Source organism: Streptomyces sp. NPDC046909, assembly GCF_040644695.1.
GTDB lineage: Bacteria > Actinomycetota > Actinomycetes > Streptomycetales > Streptomycetaceae > Streptomyces.
Map to the genome: position 1 here is coordinate 782,613 of NZ_JBEYXC010000002.1, position 15,395 is coordinate 798,007.

16 protein-coding genes are annotated in these 15,395 nt (G+C 69.7%); 8 read left to right on the forward strand and 8 right to left on the reverse strand.

Going from position 1 to position 15,395, the window contains the following annotated elements; translation table 11 throughout:
* Positions 1-40: 40 nt before the first annotated feature.
* From ABZ928_RS07790 to ABZ928_RS07815, 6 genes are all read right to left on the reverse strand, one after another.
* Entirely contained in the window at positions 41-1,474 is a 1,434-nt protein-coding gene (locus ABZ928_RS07790) for an MFS transporter (RefSeq protein ID WP_361515833.1), read from the reverse strand.
* Positions 1,475-1,675: 201 nt separating this feature from the next.
* Entirely contained in the window at positions 1,676-2,548 is an 873-nt protein-coding gene (locus ABZ928_RS07795) for a helix-turn-helix transcriptional regulator (RefSeq protein WP_361515835.1), read from the reverse strand.
* Positions 2,549-2,643: 95 nt separating this feature from the next.
* Positions 2,644-2,982 carry a hypothetical protein gene (locus ABZ928_RS07800; RefSeq protein WP_361515837.1) on the reverse strand — a complete coding sequence of 113 codons (339 nt, stop codon included), beginning with the start codon at positions 2,980-2,982 and terminating at the stop codon, positions 2,644-2,646.
* A 42-nt stretch (positions 2,983-3,024) separates the two neighbouring features.
* Positions 3,025-3,726 carry a type 1 glutamine amidotransferase domain-containing protein gene (locus tag ABZ928_RS07805; protein WP_361515839.1) on the reverse strand — a complete coding sequence of 234 codons (702 nt, stop codon included), beginning with the start codon at positions 3,724-3,726 and terminating at the stop codon, positions 3,025-3,027.
* A gap of 20 nt (positions 3,727-3,746) precedes the next feature.
* Positions 3,747-4,055, reverse strand: a complete 309-nt coding sequence (locus tag ABZ928_RS07810; protein WP_361515841.1) for a hypothetical protein — start codon at positions 4,053-4,055, stop codon at positions 3,747-3,749.
* A 49-nt stretch (positions 4,056-4,104) separates the two neighbouring features.
* Positions 4,105-4,704: a flavodoxin family protein gene (locus ABZ928_RS07815; RefSeq protein ID WP_361515843.1), complete on the reverse strand. Its 600-nt coding sequence runs from the start codon at positions 4,702-4,704 to the stop codon at positions 4,105-4,107.
* Between the two features lie 286 nt (positions 4,705-4,990).
* Between ABZ928_RS07815 and ABZ928_RS07820 the strand changes: the two genes are divergently transcribed.
* The 4 genes from ABZ928_RS07820 (at position 4,991) to ABZ928_RS07835 (ending at position 8,935) form a co-directional block, all read left to right on the forward strand.
* Complete coding sequence (locus ABZ928_RS07820) at positions 4,991-6,577, forward strand: Na+/H+ antiporter (RefSeq protein ID WP_361515845.1); 1,587 nt, start codon at positions 4,991-4,993, stop codon at positions 6,575-6,577.
* A gap of 173 nt (positions 6,578-6,750) precedes the next feature.
* Entirely contained in the window at positions 6,751-7,824 is a 1,074-nt protein-coding gene (locus ABZ928_RS07825; protein ID WP_361515847.1) for an aromatic ring-hydroxylating dioxygenase subunit alpha, read from the forward strand.
* A complete protein-coding gene (locus tag ABZ928_RS07830; protein WP_361515849.1) occupies positions 7,821-7,994 on the forward strand; it encodes a hypothetical protein in 174 nt (57 codons plus the stop codon). Before ABZ928_RS07825 ends, ABZ928_RS07830 begins: the two co-directional genes overlap by 4 nt.
* Positions 7,991-8,935 carry a PDR/VanB family oxidoreductase gene (locus ABZ928_RS07835; RefSeq protein WP_361515851.1) on the forward strand — a complete coding sequence of 315 codons (945 nt, stop codon included), beginning with the start codon at positions 7,991-7,993 and terminating at the stop codon, positions 8,933-8,935. Before ABZ928_RS07830 ends, ABZ928_RS07835 begins: the two co-directional genes overlap by 4 nt.
* Here ABZ928_RS07835 and ABZ928_RS07840 read toward each other — a convergent pair.
* Complete coding sequence (locus tag ABZ928_RS07840) at positions 8,850-9,704, reverse strand: IclR family transcriptional regulator C-terminal domain-containing protein (protein WP_361515853.1); 855 nt, start codon at positions 9,702-9,704, stop codon at positions 8,850-8,852. The genes ABZ928_RS07835 and ABZ928_RS07840 overlap by 86 nt on opposite strands.
* A 138-nt stretch (positions 9,705-9,842) precedes the next feature.
* Here ABZ928_RS07840 and ABZ928_RS07845 point away from each other — a divergent pair, with 138 nt between their 5' ends.
* The 4 genes from ABZ928_RS07845 to ABZ928_RS07860 are packed head-to-tail and all read left to right on the forward strand — an operon-like array spanning position 9,843 to position 13,205.
* The gene (locus tag ABZ928_RS07845) at positions 9,843-10,814 is read left to right on the forward strand and encodes an ABC transporter substrate-binding protein (RefSeq protein WP_361515855.1); all 972 of its coding nucleotides are present in this window, start codon (positions 9,843-9,845) and stop codon (positions 10,812-10,814) included.
* Positions 10,811-11,584 (forward strand): ABC transporter permease, encoded by a 774-nt coding sequence (locus ABZ928_RS07850; RefSeq protein ID WP_361515856.1) that lies wholly within the window; start codon positions 10,811-10,813, stop codon positions 11,582-11,584. The genes ABZ928_RS07845 and ABZ928_RS07850 overlap by 4 nt, the downstream gene beginning before the upstream one ends.
* An 8-nt stretch (positions 11,585-11,592) precedes the next feature.
* On the forward strand, positions 11,593-12,372 hold the full coding sequence (locus ABZ928_RS07855; protein ID WP_361516158.1) for an ABC transporter permease subunit: 780 nt from the start codon (positions 11,593-11,595) through the stop codon (positions 12,370-12,372).
* Between the two features lie 20 nt (positions 12,373-12,392).
* Entirely contained in the window at positions 12,393-13,205 is an 813-nt protein-coding gene (locus ABZ928_RS07860) for an ABC transporter ATP-binding protein (RefSeq protein ID WP_361515858.1), read from the forward strand.
* Here the strand turns inward: ABZ928_RS07860 and ABZ928_RS07865 are convergent.
* On the reverse strand, positions 13,174-15,336 hold the full coding sequence (locus ABZ928_RS07865; protein ID WP_361515860.1) for a discoidin domain-containing protein: 2,163 nt from the start codon (positions 15,334-15,336) through the stop codon (positions 13,174-13,176). The two genes, ABZ928_RS07860 and ABZ928_RS07865, sit on opposite strands and share 32 nt — an antisense overlap.
* Positions 15,337-15,395 lie beyond the last annotated feature (59 nt).

The following is a 15,395-nucleotide window of genomic DNA, read 5'->3' on the forward strand; positions in this document are numbered from 1 at the left end:
CCCGGCCGTCACCGGAGCAGACTCCCGGACCCGCCGGAACTCATCGGCGCGCGGTGCGGTCCTTTCCCAGGCGCAGTACGGGGACCACGTTCAGGAGCAGACCGACGACCGCGACACCGGTGACCAGGTCCAGCCCGGGGCGGTAGGCGGCGAAGTCGGCGCCGCTCCCGCCAGCTCCGGAGAGCACCGCGGTGAGGACGGCGAGGACGAGCGCGGCGCCGACCTGCCCCGAGGTCTGCACCAGGCCGGAGGCGAGGCCCTGTTCGGAGTCGTCGATGCCCTCGGTGGCCTGGGACATGATCGCGCTGTAGCCGAACGCGAAGCCGCCGCCGAGCAGGATCAGGGACGGGAACATGGCGAGCGGGTAGGGGGGTGCGGACCCGGCCGTGGCCAGGAACCAGACGTAGCCGAGGGTCAGCGAGGTCATCGAGACGACGATCAGCGGCGCGGTTCCGAAGCGGGTGACGAGTCTTCCGGTGAGCGGCGAGCCGACGGCCACGATCAGGCCGACCGGGAGCAGCGCGAACGCCATGCGCAGGGGCGACCAGCCGAGTCCGTCCTGGAGGAACAGCGTCATCATGAACTGGAAGCTGAGGTAGGAGCCCATCAGCGCGACGATGCTGAGGTTGGCCCGGACCGTGGTGGCCTTGCGCAGGATGCCGAAGCGGACGAGCGGGTGCCGGACCCGCTTCTCGATCAGCACGAAGGCGAGCAGCAGCACGAGGGCGACCCCGAAGGCGGCCAGTGTCGCCGCCGACGTCCAGCCGGTCTGAGGTGCGGTCACCACGGCGTACACGGCGAGCAGCATCCCGGCGGTGAGGGTGACCGCTCCGGCCGGATCCTGGCCGCCGGTCCCGGCGGGACGGTCGCGCGGGATCAGGACCAGGCCGACGACCAGCGCGAGCAGGGCGAGCGGGACCGGCATCAGGAAGGTCCAGCGCCAGCCGAACCCGGTGAGCAGTCCGCCCAGGATCAGGCCCGAGGAGTAGCCGAGGGCGCCGAAGAGGCTGAAGACGGACAGGGCCCTGTTGCGCTGCGGGCCCTCGGGGAAGGTCGTGGTGAGGATGGACAGTCCGGCGGGCGCGGTGAAGGCGGCGGCCACGCCCTTGACGAAGCGGGTGGCGATCAGCAGCGTGCCGTCGTCGACGAGGCCGCCGAGCAGGGAGGCAGCGGCGAACACGGCCAGCGCGATCAGGAAGACCCGGCGACGGCCGAGCAGGTCCGCGGTACGGCCGCCGAGCAGCATCAGCCCGCCGTAGCCGAGGACATAACCGTTGATGATCCACTGGAGCGAGCCGGTGGCCAGGCCGAGGTCGTGGCCGATGGAGGGCAGGGCGATGCCGACCATGGAGACGTCGAGGCCGTCCAGGAACAGGACGAGGCACAGCACGGCGAGGACGGCCCAGAGGCGGGCGCTCCAACGGGGTTCGGGGGCGGAGGGCAGCGTCGCGGGGCGGGGCTGGGTCAGGGACATGGGGAGGTGGATCTCTTTCCTGGCGGAGGAGAAGAAGGAGAGGGAGGAGAAGGAGGCGACCGGGGGTGGCTGCGGGTGCGCGGTCGGGCTCGTGACGAGCGTGCCAGGAGGGCCGTACGGGAAAAAGGGGAGAGCCTTCTCCTGGGCGCGGGGCGCGTAGGAGGAAAGGCTCCCCCCTCTGAAGGGAATATCCACGGGCGGTCAGGCGGAGCTGCTGCTCCGGGCCTCGTGGCTGGGGTCCGCCGCCCAGGAGGCCAGCATGCGCAGGCTGTCGTGGGTGGGGGTGCCGGCTTCGGCGGTCCAGACGATGATCTGGAGGTCGGTGTCGGCGGCCCAGGTGACGGCGTTCCAGTCGAGGTGGAGGTCGCCGACGACGGGGTGGCGCAGATGCTTGGTGCCGGTGTCGCGGACGGCGACGTTGTGGGCGCCCCACCACTGGCGGAACTGGTCGTCGCGGACGGAGAGTTCACCGACCAGAGCGGCGAGTTGAGCGTCCCCGGGGTTGTTGGTGTTGTGCATCCGCAGCTGGGCGATGGCGAGCCGGGTGACGCCCTCCCAGTCCGCGTAGAGCTCGCGCATCGTGGGGTCGGTGATGAGCAGCCTTATGTAGTAGCGCTGCTTCTCGGGGATCTTCCCGAAGTCGGTGACCAGGGCGGCGCCCATGGTGTTCCAGGCGACGATCTCGGTGCGCGGCCCGATCACGAAGGCGGGGGTGTGCGCCATGTCGTCGATCATGCGCTGGAGCTGCGTCTGCACCTTGGGGCGGGGTCGGCGCCGGGGCGGCCGGAACTCCTCCTTGGCCGCGAGCTCGTACAGGTAGGCGCGCTGGTCCTCGTCCAGGTTCAGCACCCGGGCCAGGGACTCCAGGACGGACGGCGAGGGCTGGATACGGCCCTGTTCCAGGCGGGCGTAGTAGTCGGTGCTGATGGCCGCCAGTACGGCGACCTCCTCTCGGCGCAGACCCGCGACGCGCCGCTGGCCGCCGTCGGGCAGTCCGACGGCGGCCGGGTTCAGTTCGGCGCGCCGCGCCTTCAGGAATTCCCCCAGATCATGGCGGTGAGGATCGCGGTTCATGACCTCACCTTGGCATCGCGGGGCCGGGTTGTCAGGGGGAGAGTTCTGTCCCTGGAAGTGCACGGTCGCGCCGCCGGTACAGTCGCGCCGCCGATTCAGCGGACGCGGCTCCACTTCCCGTGGAGCTGGACGAACTCGCCGCCGATGACCGAGCTGGCCATGCAGGTGCCCTCGGTGTAGTCCTCGATGTGGGTGACGTGGTCACCGGCGTCGGGCTCGGTCCAGCGGACGATGAACAGGCCGTCGCGGAGCTGGGTGGTGGTGTACTCCATCGTCTGCTTGCGGCCCGCGATGGCACCGCCCGTCACCTCGAAGCTGACCTGGGTCGCCGAGTCGAAGGTGATCTCGACCGTGAAGTGGCCGAGCGGAGTGTCGGGACCGAGGTCCGCGAGCCAGGTCTGGCCGACGCTGGGGAGGGTGGCGTTGCTGTCCATGGGTGTTACCTCGTTCTGTGAGTGAGGGTGTGGGGTGGGGTGTCAGCCCAGTGCCTTGACGACTTCCCGGGCGAGCGGGACGGCCGAGGCCGGGTTCTGGCCGGTGATGAGGGTGCGGTCCAGCTCCAGGTGGGGCGCGAAGTTCTCCTCGCCCTTGCGGTAGTCCGCGCCGACGTCGGCGACGAGACGGTCCTGGAGCAGCCACTTCGCGCGGTCGGCGAGGCCGTTCTGGATCTCCTCGGCGTTGGACAGGCCGGTGAGGCGGTAGCCGGAGAACGGGGACTTGCCGTCGGTGTCCACGGTGGACAGGAGTACGGCGGGGCCGTGGCAGACCAGCGAGACGATCTTGCCGGAGGCGAGCCAGTCGCCGAGCAGCTTTCCGGCCGCCGGGTCGTCGGAGAGATCCTCCATCGGACCCCAGCCGCCGGGCACGAACACCGCGTCGTAGTCGTCGATGTCGACGTCCTCGATGCGGATCGGGTCCGCCAGTTCGGTGGCCTCCTTCAGCGCGGTCCGCATCCTCTCGGCACCCTCCTCGCCGCCGTTGAAGTCCGGGGTGAGGCTGAGCGCGTCGGCGGTGGGCGGGACGCCGCCCGGGGTGGCCGCGGCGATCTCGTGGCCGGCCTCCTTGAAGACGCCGTACGGGCCGATGGCCTCCTCGGCCCAGAAGCCGGCCGGCTGCTCGAACCCGTCGGCCAGGGTCCAGTGGTCGGCGGCGGTGATGAGGAAGAGGATCTTCGCCATGGTGTTCTCCCTGAGGGGGGTCAGTTGTTCGCGGCCAGCTGGACGACGTGGCTGTCGGCGGCCTGCACGAGGTGGGTGAGCTTGCCGCCGCTCACCGTCCACAGGTGGATGAAGCGGGCGTCCGACTCCGCGCCGGACTTGGACACCGCGTGGCAGTGGCCGCGTACGAAGACGTGGTCGCCGTCGGCGTCGTAGAACTCCTCGGCGACCGCGCCGAAAGAGGTGAAGCGGGGCGCCAGGCGGCCGAAGGAATCGCCGCCGGCGCCGGCCCAGGTCTTGTAGACACCGCCGTAGGGGAAGCCGAGGGCGAGGTTCGGGGAATCGGACATGACGGTGCTCCTTACTGTGGGTGAGATGCAGCGCTCAAGCGCAGGAGGCTCAGGCGGCGAGCGCGGCGCGGCCCGCGCGGAAGAACGCGGTCTGCCGCGCGACCCGGGCTCCGAGTCCCTCGGCGGTGGCGATGTCGGACGTGTGGACCGCCTCCGGACCGGCGTCGGTCGGGGTCTGCGCGCCCGCGCCGACGAAGTAGCCCAGACGGTTGATGTCGTCCTCGCTGCCCTGGGTGGAGGCCCAGCCCGGCTGCACGCCGAGGCTGACCCAGTGCATGCCGTGCTGGGCGGCCATCGTGAAGAAGTAGCCCAGGGTCGAGGACTTGTCGCCGTTCTTGGCACCGGAGTTGGTGAAACCGGCGGCGATCTTGTCGACCCAGCTCTGGGTGAACCAGCGCTTGCTGCTGGCCTCGGCGAAGGAGTGGAAGGCGGCGGACGCGGTGCCCATGTAGGTGGGGGCACCGAAGATGATCGCGTCGGCGCCGTCCAGCTGCGCCCACTGCTCGTCGGTGATCGTGTCCACGGGGATCGAGATCACCTCGGCACCGGCTTCGGCGGCGCCGCGTGCCACGGCCTCGGCTATGACGGCGGTGTGGCCGTAACCGGAATGGAAAGCGATGGCGACGGTGGGCCGGGAGGTGGCGGACATAGGGAAATCGCTCCTGGAAAAGGTTCCTGTGAATCCTGCTCCTGCAGCATGGCACGGAATTCATCGACAAAGGTAGGAAGGATTTGTCCCTGGGAATCAGCAATCCCATTCAAGGATTCCCGGCGTCCCGGAATCACGAATTTCCTCAGTTCGCGGTCGCCCGCCACTCGGCTGGGTAGGAGGGTTTTGTCCCTGGATACCTCACACCCGGGGTGGAATTATCCTGGGTACGGCCCTTTCAGGGAATTCCCTTCATTCGCGCGCTGAACCACAGGAGACAACCACTGTGCTCGGTCTGGAACTCGTCGTGGTCCTCGGCGTGGCCGTCCTCGTGGGCAATGTCGTCGGACAGCGCTTCGGCATCGCCCCGCCCGTCGTCCTGCTGGTGACGGGGGTGCTGCTGGGGTTCGTGCCGGCGGTCCGGAACGCCCAACTGCCCCCGGAGGTCGTGCTGTTGCTCTTCCTTCCGGTGCTGCTGTACTGGGAGAGCCTGACCACGTCCCTCCGGGAGATCCGCACCAACCTGCGCGGCATCGTGCAGTTGAGCACCGTCCTGGTGATCCTCACGGCCTGGGCCGTCGCCGCGACCGGGCACGCCCTCGGGCTGCCGTGGGGCCCGGCGTGGGTGCTCGGCGCGGCCCTGGCGCCCACCGACGCGACGGCGGTCGGCGTCCTGGCCCGCGCCCTGCCGCGCCGCCAGGTCACCATCCTGCGCGCGGAGAGCCTGGTCAACGACGGCACGGCCCTGGTCGTCTACGGTCTCGCCGTCGGCATCACGGTCGGCGAGGAGCACCTGAGCGTCCCGCACGTCGGCGGACTCTTCCTGCTCGCCTACGGCGGTGGCGCGGCCGTAGGTGTCGCGGTCGCGTGGGTCAACATGAACCTGCGCCGCCGCCTGACCGACCCCCTGCTCGGCAACCTCGTGATGATCCTCGCGCCCTTCACGGCGTATCTGCTCGCCGAGCTGATCGAGGCGTCCGGCGTCCTCGCGGTGGTCGTGAGCGGTCTGATCATGTCCCAGGTCGCCCCGAGGATCATCCCGGCCGGGCACCGCACCCAGGCACTGGCGTTCTGGCCGCTGGCCACCTTCCTCATCAACGGGGCGCTGTTCGTCCTGGTCGGGGTGGAACTCCAGTACGCGGTCCGCGACCTGGGCCGCGCCGACCTCCGGGACGCACTCATCGCGGTGGGCGTCATCTGCGTGGTCCTCGTAGCCGTACGCCTCGCGTTCCTCTACGCCTCCACGTACCTGATCCGCGCCCTCGACCGCAGCCCCCGCCAGCGCACGCTCCGGGTCGGCCATCGCACCCGCGTCGTCAACGGCCTGGCCGGGTTCCGGGGCGCGGTCTCCCTCGCGATGGTGCTGTCGGTGCCGCAGACCCTCGACTCGGGCGAGGCGTTCCCCGACCGCAGCTTCATCGTCTTCGTCACCTCGGGCGTCATCCTCGTGACGCTCGTGGCGCAGGGACTGCTGCTGCCGGTGGCGGCGCGCTGGGCGAAGCTCCCGCCCGACACCTCTGTCGACGAGGAGCACGACCTCGCCGAGACCACCGCCGTCGAGGAGGCGATCAAGGCGATGCCCCGGCTGGCCGCCGAGCTGCGCACCGATCCGAAGATCGTCGAATGGCTCCGTCAGGAGTACGAGGCCACCCTCGCGTCGGTCCGGGCCAGAAGCGCGGGCGCCCACGACGACCCGGCCGTCGTCCAGCACCAGGACTACCTGGCCCTGCGCCTGGCCCTCATCGCCGACAAGCGCGCCACCGTCGTCCGGCTCCGCGACGAACGCCGGATCGACGACACCGTACTGCGCCGCCTGCAGGCCGCTCTCGACAGCGAGGAGGTCCGGCTGTCGGGGGGCGCGGCGGTCGAATGACCCGTCCCCTGCTCCGGGGCGCACAGCATTCGGCCCGGAGGCATTCGGCTCGGATTCGGCCCCCTCTCAACAGGCCTTTCGCCGATCCCCTTCCGTGAGGCGGAAGCGGTGTTGCGGTGCGGCGGCGCCCTTCCGGACGATGCCAGCACAGCAGACAGACGGGAGCCGCAACGATGCCGCACACCACCGCATTCGCCAAAAATCAGTGGTACGTCGCCGCCTACAGCCATGAGGTCGGGCGCGAGGAGCTGCTCGGGCGGACCATCCTCGGGGAACCGCTCGTCTTCTACCGGACGGAGGAGGACGGGACGCCCGTCGCGCTGGCCGACCGCTGTGTGCACCGGCGGTTCCCGCTGCACGAGAAGCCGAGCCGGCTCGACGGTGACCGGATCGTGTGCGGGTACCACGGGTTCACGTACGACACGACGGGCACGTGTGTGTATGTGCCGGGACAGAAACGCGTACCGCGGACGGCCCGGGTCGCCTCGTACCCGATCGTCGAGCAGGACTCCCTGATCTGGGTGTGGATCGGCGACCCGGCCCTCGCCGACGCCGGCACCATCCCGCGGGCCCGGCACCTGGACTCCCCCGGCTGGACGACCGTACGCGGGATGGAGCCCATCGACGCCGACTACGGGCTGCTCGTCGACAACCTGCTCGACCTGTCCCACGAGACGTATCTGCACGGCGGATACATAGGCACCCCCGAGGTCGCGGAGACGCCGATCACGACCGAGGTCGACGAGGGCGCGGGGATCGTACGGGTCAGCCGGCACATGGACGACGCCGAGTGCCCGCCGTTCTACGCCAAGTCGACCGGGATCGAGGGGCGGATCACCCGCTGGCAGGACATCGAGTACCACGCGCCCTGCCTCTACCTGCTGCACAGCCGGGTCGCCCCCGTCGGGGTGGTGCCCGAGGCGGACGGCAGTGACCCAGGCGGCTTCCACACCGAGGTGACGTACGCGATCACGCCGTCCTCCGACGGGAAGGTGTACGACTTCTGGATGGTCTCGCGGGACTGGGCGACCGAGGACGACGAGGTCACCGGGTTCCTGCGGAAGAACAACCACACCGTGGTCATGCAGGACGTGGACGCGCTCAACCTGCTCCAGCGGACGCTCGGTACCGAGCGGACGGGGTACCAGGAGCTGAGCATCAACATCGACACCGGCGGTCTGGCCGCCCGCCGTATCCTCGCCCGGCTGGTCGAGGAGGGCGACAAGCCCGTGGAGAAGGTGCTGTGAGCAACACCCCGACCGGCGAGATCTACCGCATCGACTGGCTGCCCGGCACGGATGTGCTGCACGGCACCTGTCACTGCGGCCGCGAGCACACCTCGCAGGACCCGATCGAGATGTGGGAGTGGATGCTCGCCCACCCGCAGGGACACGAGCCGCGAGGAAACAGTTCATGAGCAGTGAGGTGTACGAGGCCGAACTCGTCGTCGGTCAGCGGGAGTTCGCCGCCGACGGGGTGCTCGCCCTCACCCTGCGCCACCCCGTCGGCGAACCGCTTCCGGCCTGGGAGCCCGGCGCCCACATCGACGTCGTGCTCGGTCCCGGCCTGGAGCGCCAGTACTCGCTGTGCGGCGACCCGGCCGACCGCGCCGCCTGGCGGATCGCCGTGCTGCGCGAACCGGACGGGCGCGGCGGATCCGCCCATGTGCACGAGCAGTTGGGGCAGGGCGACAAGGTCCGGGTGCGCGGGCCGCGCAACCACTTCGCCCTCAGGTCCGCGCCCCGCTACCGGTTCATCGCGGGCGGCATCGGCATCACCCCGATCCTGCCGATGCTCGCGGCGGCCGAGGCACAGGGCGCGGAGTGGACCTTGCTCTACGGCGGGCGGACTCGCGACTCCATCGCCTTCACGGAGGAGTTGAGCCGGTACGGCGACCGCGTCACCGTCGCTCCGCAGGACGAGACCGGGCTGCTCGACCTGGCGTCGGTGCTGGACGACGTTCCCGAGGGCACGCTCGTCTACTGCTGCGGCCCCGGGCCGCTGCTGGACGCGGTGGAGGCGCGCTGCCCGGCGCCGGGTGTGCTGCACATGGAGCGGTTCACGCCGAAGGAGCAGGAGACCGGCGAGAACAGCGCGTTCGAGGTCGAGCTGGCGCAGAGCGGTACGACGGTGACCGTGCCGGCGGACGTCTCCGTGCTGGACGCGGTGCGCGGCGCCGGCGTCGAGGTGCTGTTCTCGTGCACCGAGGGCACCTGCGGGACCTGCGAGACGGATGTCCTCGAAGGCACCCCGGACCACCGGGACTCGGTGCTCACGGACGAGGAGCGGGCGGCCGGGGAGACGATGATGATCTGTGTGTCCCGGTGTCGGGGGAAGCGGCTCGTCCTCGACCTGTAGCCATCCGCAGGTCCCGTTCGATCCCGGCGACCGTGTCCAGCAGATGCGGCAGCAGATCGCGCCGCACCGACGCCAGGGTGTTGCGGCTGGCGTGCACCGGGATGTTCACCGCCGCCACCACCTCGCCGCCCCGGTCCCGCACCGGGGCGGCGAGCGAGCGCAGCCCCTCCTCCAACTCCTGGTCCACGACGGCGTATCCGCGCGCCCGCACCTTCTCCAGCTCGGCCCGCAGCAGGTCCGCGTCGGTGATCGTGCGCGGGGTCAGCGGCCGCAGCTCGATGCGCGAGATGCGCAACTCCCTCTCCTCCTCCGGCAGATGGGCGAGGATCACCCGGCCCACCGATGTGACGTACGCCGGGAAGCGGGTCCCGACCGTGATCGCCGCCGTCATGATGCGGCGCGCGGGCACCCGTGCCACGTACACGATGTCGTCGCCGTCGAGCACGCACAGGGACGACGACTCCCTTGTACGGTCCACCAGTTGCTCCAGATGCGGCTCGGCGATCTGGGCCAGGGAGAAGCCGGCGAGGTAGGAGTAGCCGAGTTCCAGCACGCGGGGCGTGAGCCGGAACGCGCGGCCGTCGGCGTGGACGTATCCGAGATCGACCAGGGTCAGCAGAAAGCGGCGGGCGGCCGCTCGGGTCAGTCCGCAGGTGCGGGCGACCTCACTGAGCGTCAGTTCCGGGTGCTCCGCGTCGAACGCGCGGATCACGGCGAGGCCCCGCTCGAAGGAGCGGACGAAATGCGGGGCGCGGGCTGCTGCAGGCATCGACGCCTCCAGACTGTCAACAATATTGTTAGCCGAGGGCATTGACCGCGGCGAGCAAAAACTCTACCTTTCGCGCTGTGCACCAACGTGCGCTCTGCGCACACCTGTCGGAACAATGAAGTCTGCGCAGGAGGAGCCATGCGTCGTCTGCTCGCCGCTCTAGCGGCCGGAGCATTCCTGGTCACCGTGTCGGCCTGTGGCTCGTCCGGGGACTCCAGCTCGTCGGACAAGGCGTCGTCGTCCGACGGCACCACCAAGGTCAAAGTCGGTGTCATCCCGATCGTCGACGTCGCCCCGCTGTATCTGGGGCAGTCGAAGGGCATCTTCAAGAAGCACGGCCTGGAACTGGAGATGTCGCTCGCGCAGGGCGGCGCGGCCATCGTGCCCGCCGTCGCCAGCGGCCAGTACCAGTTCGGGTTCTCCAACTCGACCTCGCTGATGATCGCCCAGTCCAACAGCGTGCCGGTGAAGGTCGTCACCAACGGCATCGCCTCAACCGGCGTACAGGGCAAGGACTTCGGGGCGCTCGTCGTGAAGGGCGACAGCTCGATCAAGTCGGCCGGTCAGCTGGAGGGCAAGAAGGTCGCGATCAACACCCTGAAGAACATCAACGAGACCGCGGTGCGCGAGTCGGTGCGCAAGGCGGGCGGCGACCCGGACAAGGTGAAGTTCGTGGAGCTCGCCTTCGACCAGATGCCGGCCGCCCTCGACGGCGGGCAGATCGACGCGGCGATGGTCGTGGAGCCGGCGCTGGCCACGGTGAAGAGCCAGGGCGGCAAGGAGATCGCCTCCCCGCTGGTCGACGTCGCGCCGAACCTCACCGTCGCCATGTACTTCACCTCGACCTCGTACGAGCAGCAACACCCGGACGTGGTCAAGAAGTTCAAGGAGGCCGCCGCCGAGTCCCTCGCCTACGCGGACGCCCACCCGGACGAGGCCCGCCAGATCGTCACCACGTACACCAAGATCCCGGCGGCCGTGCTCGCGAAGGTGACCCTCCCGGCCTGGCCGGCCGAACCGGACCGGGCCTCCCTCGACGCGCTGGAGAAGCTCGGCCAGGAGGACGGCCTCTTCAAGACCGAGCCCGACCTGGACAAGCTGCTGCCGTGAAAGGACTCAACTTCGCACTCGGTGCGGCCGGGCTCGCGGCCTTCCTCGCCCTCGGCGAGGCGGTGCCGCGGCTCGGCCTCGTCAAAGAGGCCTACTTCCCGCCCACCACCCGCATCGCCGACGCCCTCGGCAGCGAACTCTCCGACAGCGCCTTCTGGTCGGCGCTCGGCGACACCCTCACCGGCTGGGCGGTGGGCCTGGCGATCGCGTCGACGGCGGGCATCGTCATCGGCGTCACCATCGCCGTCGTGCCCTATCTGCGCGAGGCGACGGCCTCCACGATCGAGTTCCTGCGCCCGATCCCGTCCGTCGCCCTGATCCCGCTCGCGGTCCTGCTGTACGGCACGGAACTGAAGTCGGTGCTGCTGCTCGTCGTCTACGCCTCGTTCTGGCAGGTACTGATCCAGGTCCTGTACGGCGTCCAGGACGTCGACCCGGTCGCCGAGGAGACGGCACGCTCGTACGGTCTCGGCACCTGGGCCCGGGTCCGCCATGTCCTGTGGCCCACCGCGCTGCCGTACGTCATGACCGGCATCCGGCTGGCCGCGGCCGTCGCCCTGATCCTCGCCATCACCGCCGAACTCGTCATCGGCGCACCGGGGTTGGGCGCCAGGATCGCGGTCGCGCAGAACTCGCAGGCGGTCCCCGACATGTACGCGCTGATCGTAGTGACCGGTGTACTGGGGCTGCTCATCAACGTGGGCGCGCGTACCGTGGAGCGGCGGGCCCTGGCTTGGCACCAGTCGGTGCGCGGGGAGGTGGCGGTGTGAAGGGCGGCTTGAAGGGCGTTGCGCTGCGGGTCTTCTTCGTACTCGCGCTGCCCTTGCTGCTGCTGGCAGGCTGGTGGTTCGCGTCCGACGGCAGCACGAACGTGTTCTGGCCGCCCTTGCGCACCACCCTCAAGACCTTCCCGGACGTCTGGACGGGCCAGCGACTCAAGGACGACGTACTGCCCAGCCTGATACGCCTGTTGGCGGGTTACGCGATCGCCGCCGCCGTGGGCGTCGCGCTCGGCACGGTCATCGGCTCCTACCGGCGGGTGCGGGCGGTGTGCGAGCCGGTCCTGGAGTTCCTGCGGGCGGTGCCGCCGCCGGTCCTCGTGCCGGTCATCATGCTGTTCGCCGGCATCGACGACACCATGAAGATCGTCGTGATCGCGAGCGGCTGCGTCTGGCCGATCCTGCTCAACACGGTCGAGGGGGTCCGCGCGGTGGACTCCGTGATGGCGGAGACGGCCCGCTCGTACGGCATCACGGGCCTGGCGCGGCTCAAGGACGTGGTGCTGCGCTCGGCGAGCCCGCAGATCTTCGCGGGCCTGCGCCAGGCCCTGTCGATCGGCATCATCCTCATGGTCATCAGCGAGATGTTCGCGGCCAGCGACGGCCTCGGCTTCACCGTCGTGCAGTTCCAGCGCAGTTTCGCGATCCCCGAGATGTGGACCGGGATCCTCGTCCTCGGTCTGCTCGGCTTCCTGCTCTCCGTCGTCTTCCAGCTCGTGGAGCGACGGGTGCTCGGCTGGTACCACGGTCTGCGGGCCTCGACCCGGCGGTCCCCGTGACGCTCACGAAAGGGCGGTCCATGCTCGACGTACACGGCCTGAAGAAGGTCTACGAGGGGTCCGGGCGCCGTGTGGAGGCGGTCCGCGACCTCACCTTCACCGTCGAGGCGGGCGAACTCGTCTGTCTCGTGGGCCCGTCGGGCTGCGGCAAGACGACCCTGCTGAAGTGCATGGGCGGCCTCCTCGCACCGACCGACGGCGAAGTCCTGCTGTCGGGGAAGAAGGTGAACGGCCCGCCGCCCGGGATGGCGTTCGTGTTCCAGGAGTACGGACGCAGCCTGTTCCCCTGGAAGCGGGTCGGCGAGAACGTCGAACTCCCGCTGAAGCAGAAGAACTTGGACAAGAAGCGGCGCCGCGAGCTGGTCGCCGACGCCCTGGAGTCGGTTGGGCTCGCGGACGCCGCCGGGGCGTATCCCTGGCAGCTGTCCGGCGGTATGCAGCAGCGGGTGGCGATCGCCCGCGCGCTGGCGTACGAGCCCGAAGTCCTCCTGATGGACGAGCCGTTCGCGGCGGTGGACGCCCAGACCCGCGCCGATCTGGAGGACCTCGTACGGCGGCTGTGGCGGGAGCGGGGCATCACAATCCTGTTCGTCACCCATGACATCGACGAGGCGGTGTACCTGGGCGAGCGGGTGATCGTGCTGTCGGCCTCCCCCACCGTGGTGCAGGAGCAGCTGAAGGTCGATCTCCCGGACGAGCGCGACCAGTTGCACACGCGCGTGGCCCCGCGCTTCGCCGAGCTGCGGACCCATGTGTACGAGCAGATCCAGGCGGCGAAGCGCGGGGTCCCGCAGGACGCGGTCACGAAGTCGGATACGCCTCCACCTCACTGAACTGCCCCGCGGGCCAGCCGGTGTTGGCGCTCACCGACAGCCGCAGGTAGCGAAGGTTCGTACCGCTCGGCAGGGAGACGGATGCCGTGTTGCCGGTGGCGGGGTCGAAGCGGTAGCCGGTCGCGCCCACGACCGTCGAATAGGTGGAGCCGTCGGTGCTGCCCAGCACGGTGACGGTCTGGGTGCGGGCGCCCCAGGCGGCGGACGGGGGCAGCTTCAGCACCAGTCGGCGGACCGCGTAGGACGTCCCGAGGTCGACCGTCCAGGACTGCGGGAAGGCGTTGTTGGTGGACTCCCAGTAGCTGTTCGCGTCCCCGTCGACCGCCTTGCCGGGCGTGTAGACGTCCTGCGAGCCGGTCGCGGTGGCCGGACGCCCCTTGGCGAGATTGCGGGCCGGGTCCGGGTCCGGGTTGCCCTGACCGGGCTGCGGCCAGGTCGAGCAGTCCGACCAGGTGCTGCTCCAGCCGGAGTTGCCGCCGCCGTCGGTGAGGGCGAAGGCACCTGAGTTGGCCGGGTAGGGGCAGTTGTAGATGCCGGCCGCGCCGACCGAAGCCGCCGTGACATTGCGGAAGGCCGCCGCGCCCTGCGCCTCGGCCTGGACGACGACGGTCCCCGTGTTGCGGACGGTCGCGCCGTCCACGGTGACATTGCGGACCGGATAGCCCTGTCCCCCGCCGGACACGAACTCGAAGGCGCTGTAAGGGCTGTCGGTGATGGTCGTGTTGGTGATGCTGACGTTCGCGTTGATGGCGCTGTCGTAGGAGTCGACGCGCAACGCGCCCATCGGATGTTTCCAGTTGGGGTTCATCGCGCCGGTGCGCACGAGGGTGTTGCCGTCGACGGTGATGGTGCCGGACAGCGGGAAGAACGGGTCGAGGAACTTCTGGTTGGAGATCGCGACACCGCTGCCGAGGGCGTTGGTGTCGGAGATCAGGTTGTTCCGCACGGCGATGTCGGTACCGCCGTAGATCGCGATGCCGTTGGCCAGGTTCGGCTGGGTGATGGTGTTGTTCTCGAAGCTGCTGTTCGTGTCCGGCGCGTACAGCGACCACATGGCGAGCGCGTCATCGCCCTGGTTGCGCAGGAAGTTGTTGCGGACGCGGACGCCGCGCGCGTTGCCGTTGAGGTTGAGACCGTCGGCCGTCATGTCGAGGAAGCGGTTGTTCTCGACGACGAGGTTGTCGTTGTTGCCCAGCAGCCAGAGGCCCACCTTTAGGTGCTGGAGCCACATGCCGGAGACGCTGGAGTTCGGGCCCAGTGAGCCGTTGACGAAGTTGTCGGGGTTGGAGTCGACGCGCTCGGTGACCTCGCCGATGACCGCGAAGTCCTTGATGCGGACGCCGCCGGAGGAACTGGACTGGTCGATGAACCGGGAGGTGTGCACAACCGAGTACCAGCTGCCTGCGCCCTGGAGCGTGACGCTCTGGACGCCGCTGAGCGAGGAGGTCAGCCGGTAGTCGCCGGGCGGGATCCAGACCACTCCCCCTTGGGCCGCGGCGATCGCGTCCCGGAAGGCCTGGGTGGAGTCGCCCTGCCCGCTCGGATCGGCCCCCTTGTCGGTGACCGACACGGCCCCGGCCGGCTTGCTCCCGGCCGCGGCGACCTGCTCGAAGTCGGCCACGTCCACGGTGACTTGGACACCGGTCGCCTGGAAGGCCACCTTGTCGCCCGCCTGGAGGTTCTGGCCGAGCAACAGGCGGGCGTTGTCGTAGAAGTGGTGGGTCTTGGCGCCGGGGATCCAACTGGTGTCGATGTAGGAGTACTTGGAGGTAACGGCGAGGGTCTTCGCCAGCTTCTGGCCGTTGACGTACACGTCGAGCGAGCCCGACTGCCCGTCCGGGACGCTGTAGGCGAGGTTCACCGCGTTGGCCGCGCCCGGCACGGTGAACTCGACACGCTGCCCGTATCCGATCCTGACGGCTTGCCGCCCCGACGCCTCCGAGGCGAGCGTGCCCTGCGTGTAGTCGGGGCCGATCTTCGAGCCGGTCGTGGTGGCCGACTCCGCCTCGACGGAGGTGAACGGGAGCGCGGCACCGGCGGCCGCGTGCGCGGTGGGGGCGACGGCGGTGAGGAGTCCGGCGGAGAGAGCCACGACCATGGCGGTTGGCATGAGCCTGACAGGCTTGTGCATGTGCCGATCCCTTCGGAGTGGGGGTGCAAGGGGATAGCGGAGTGCAAGGGAGAGCAGAG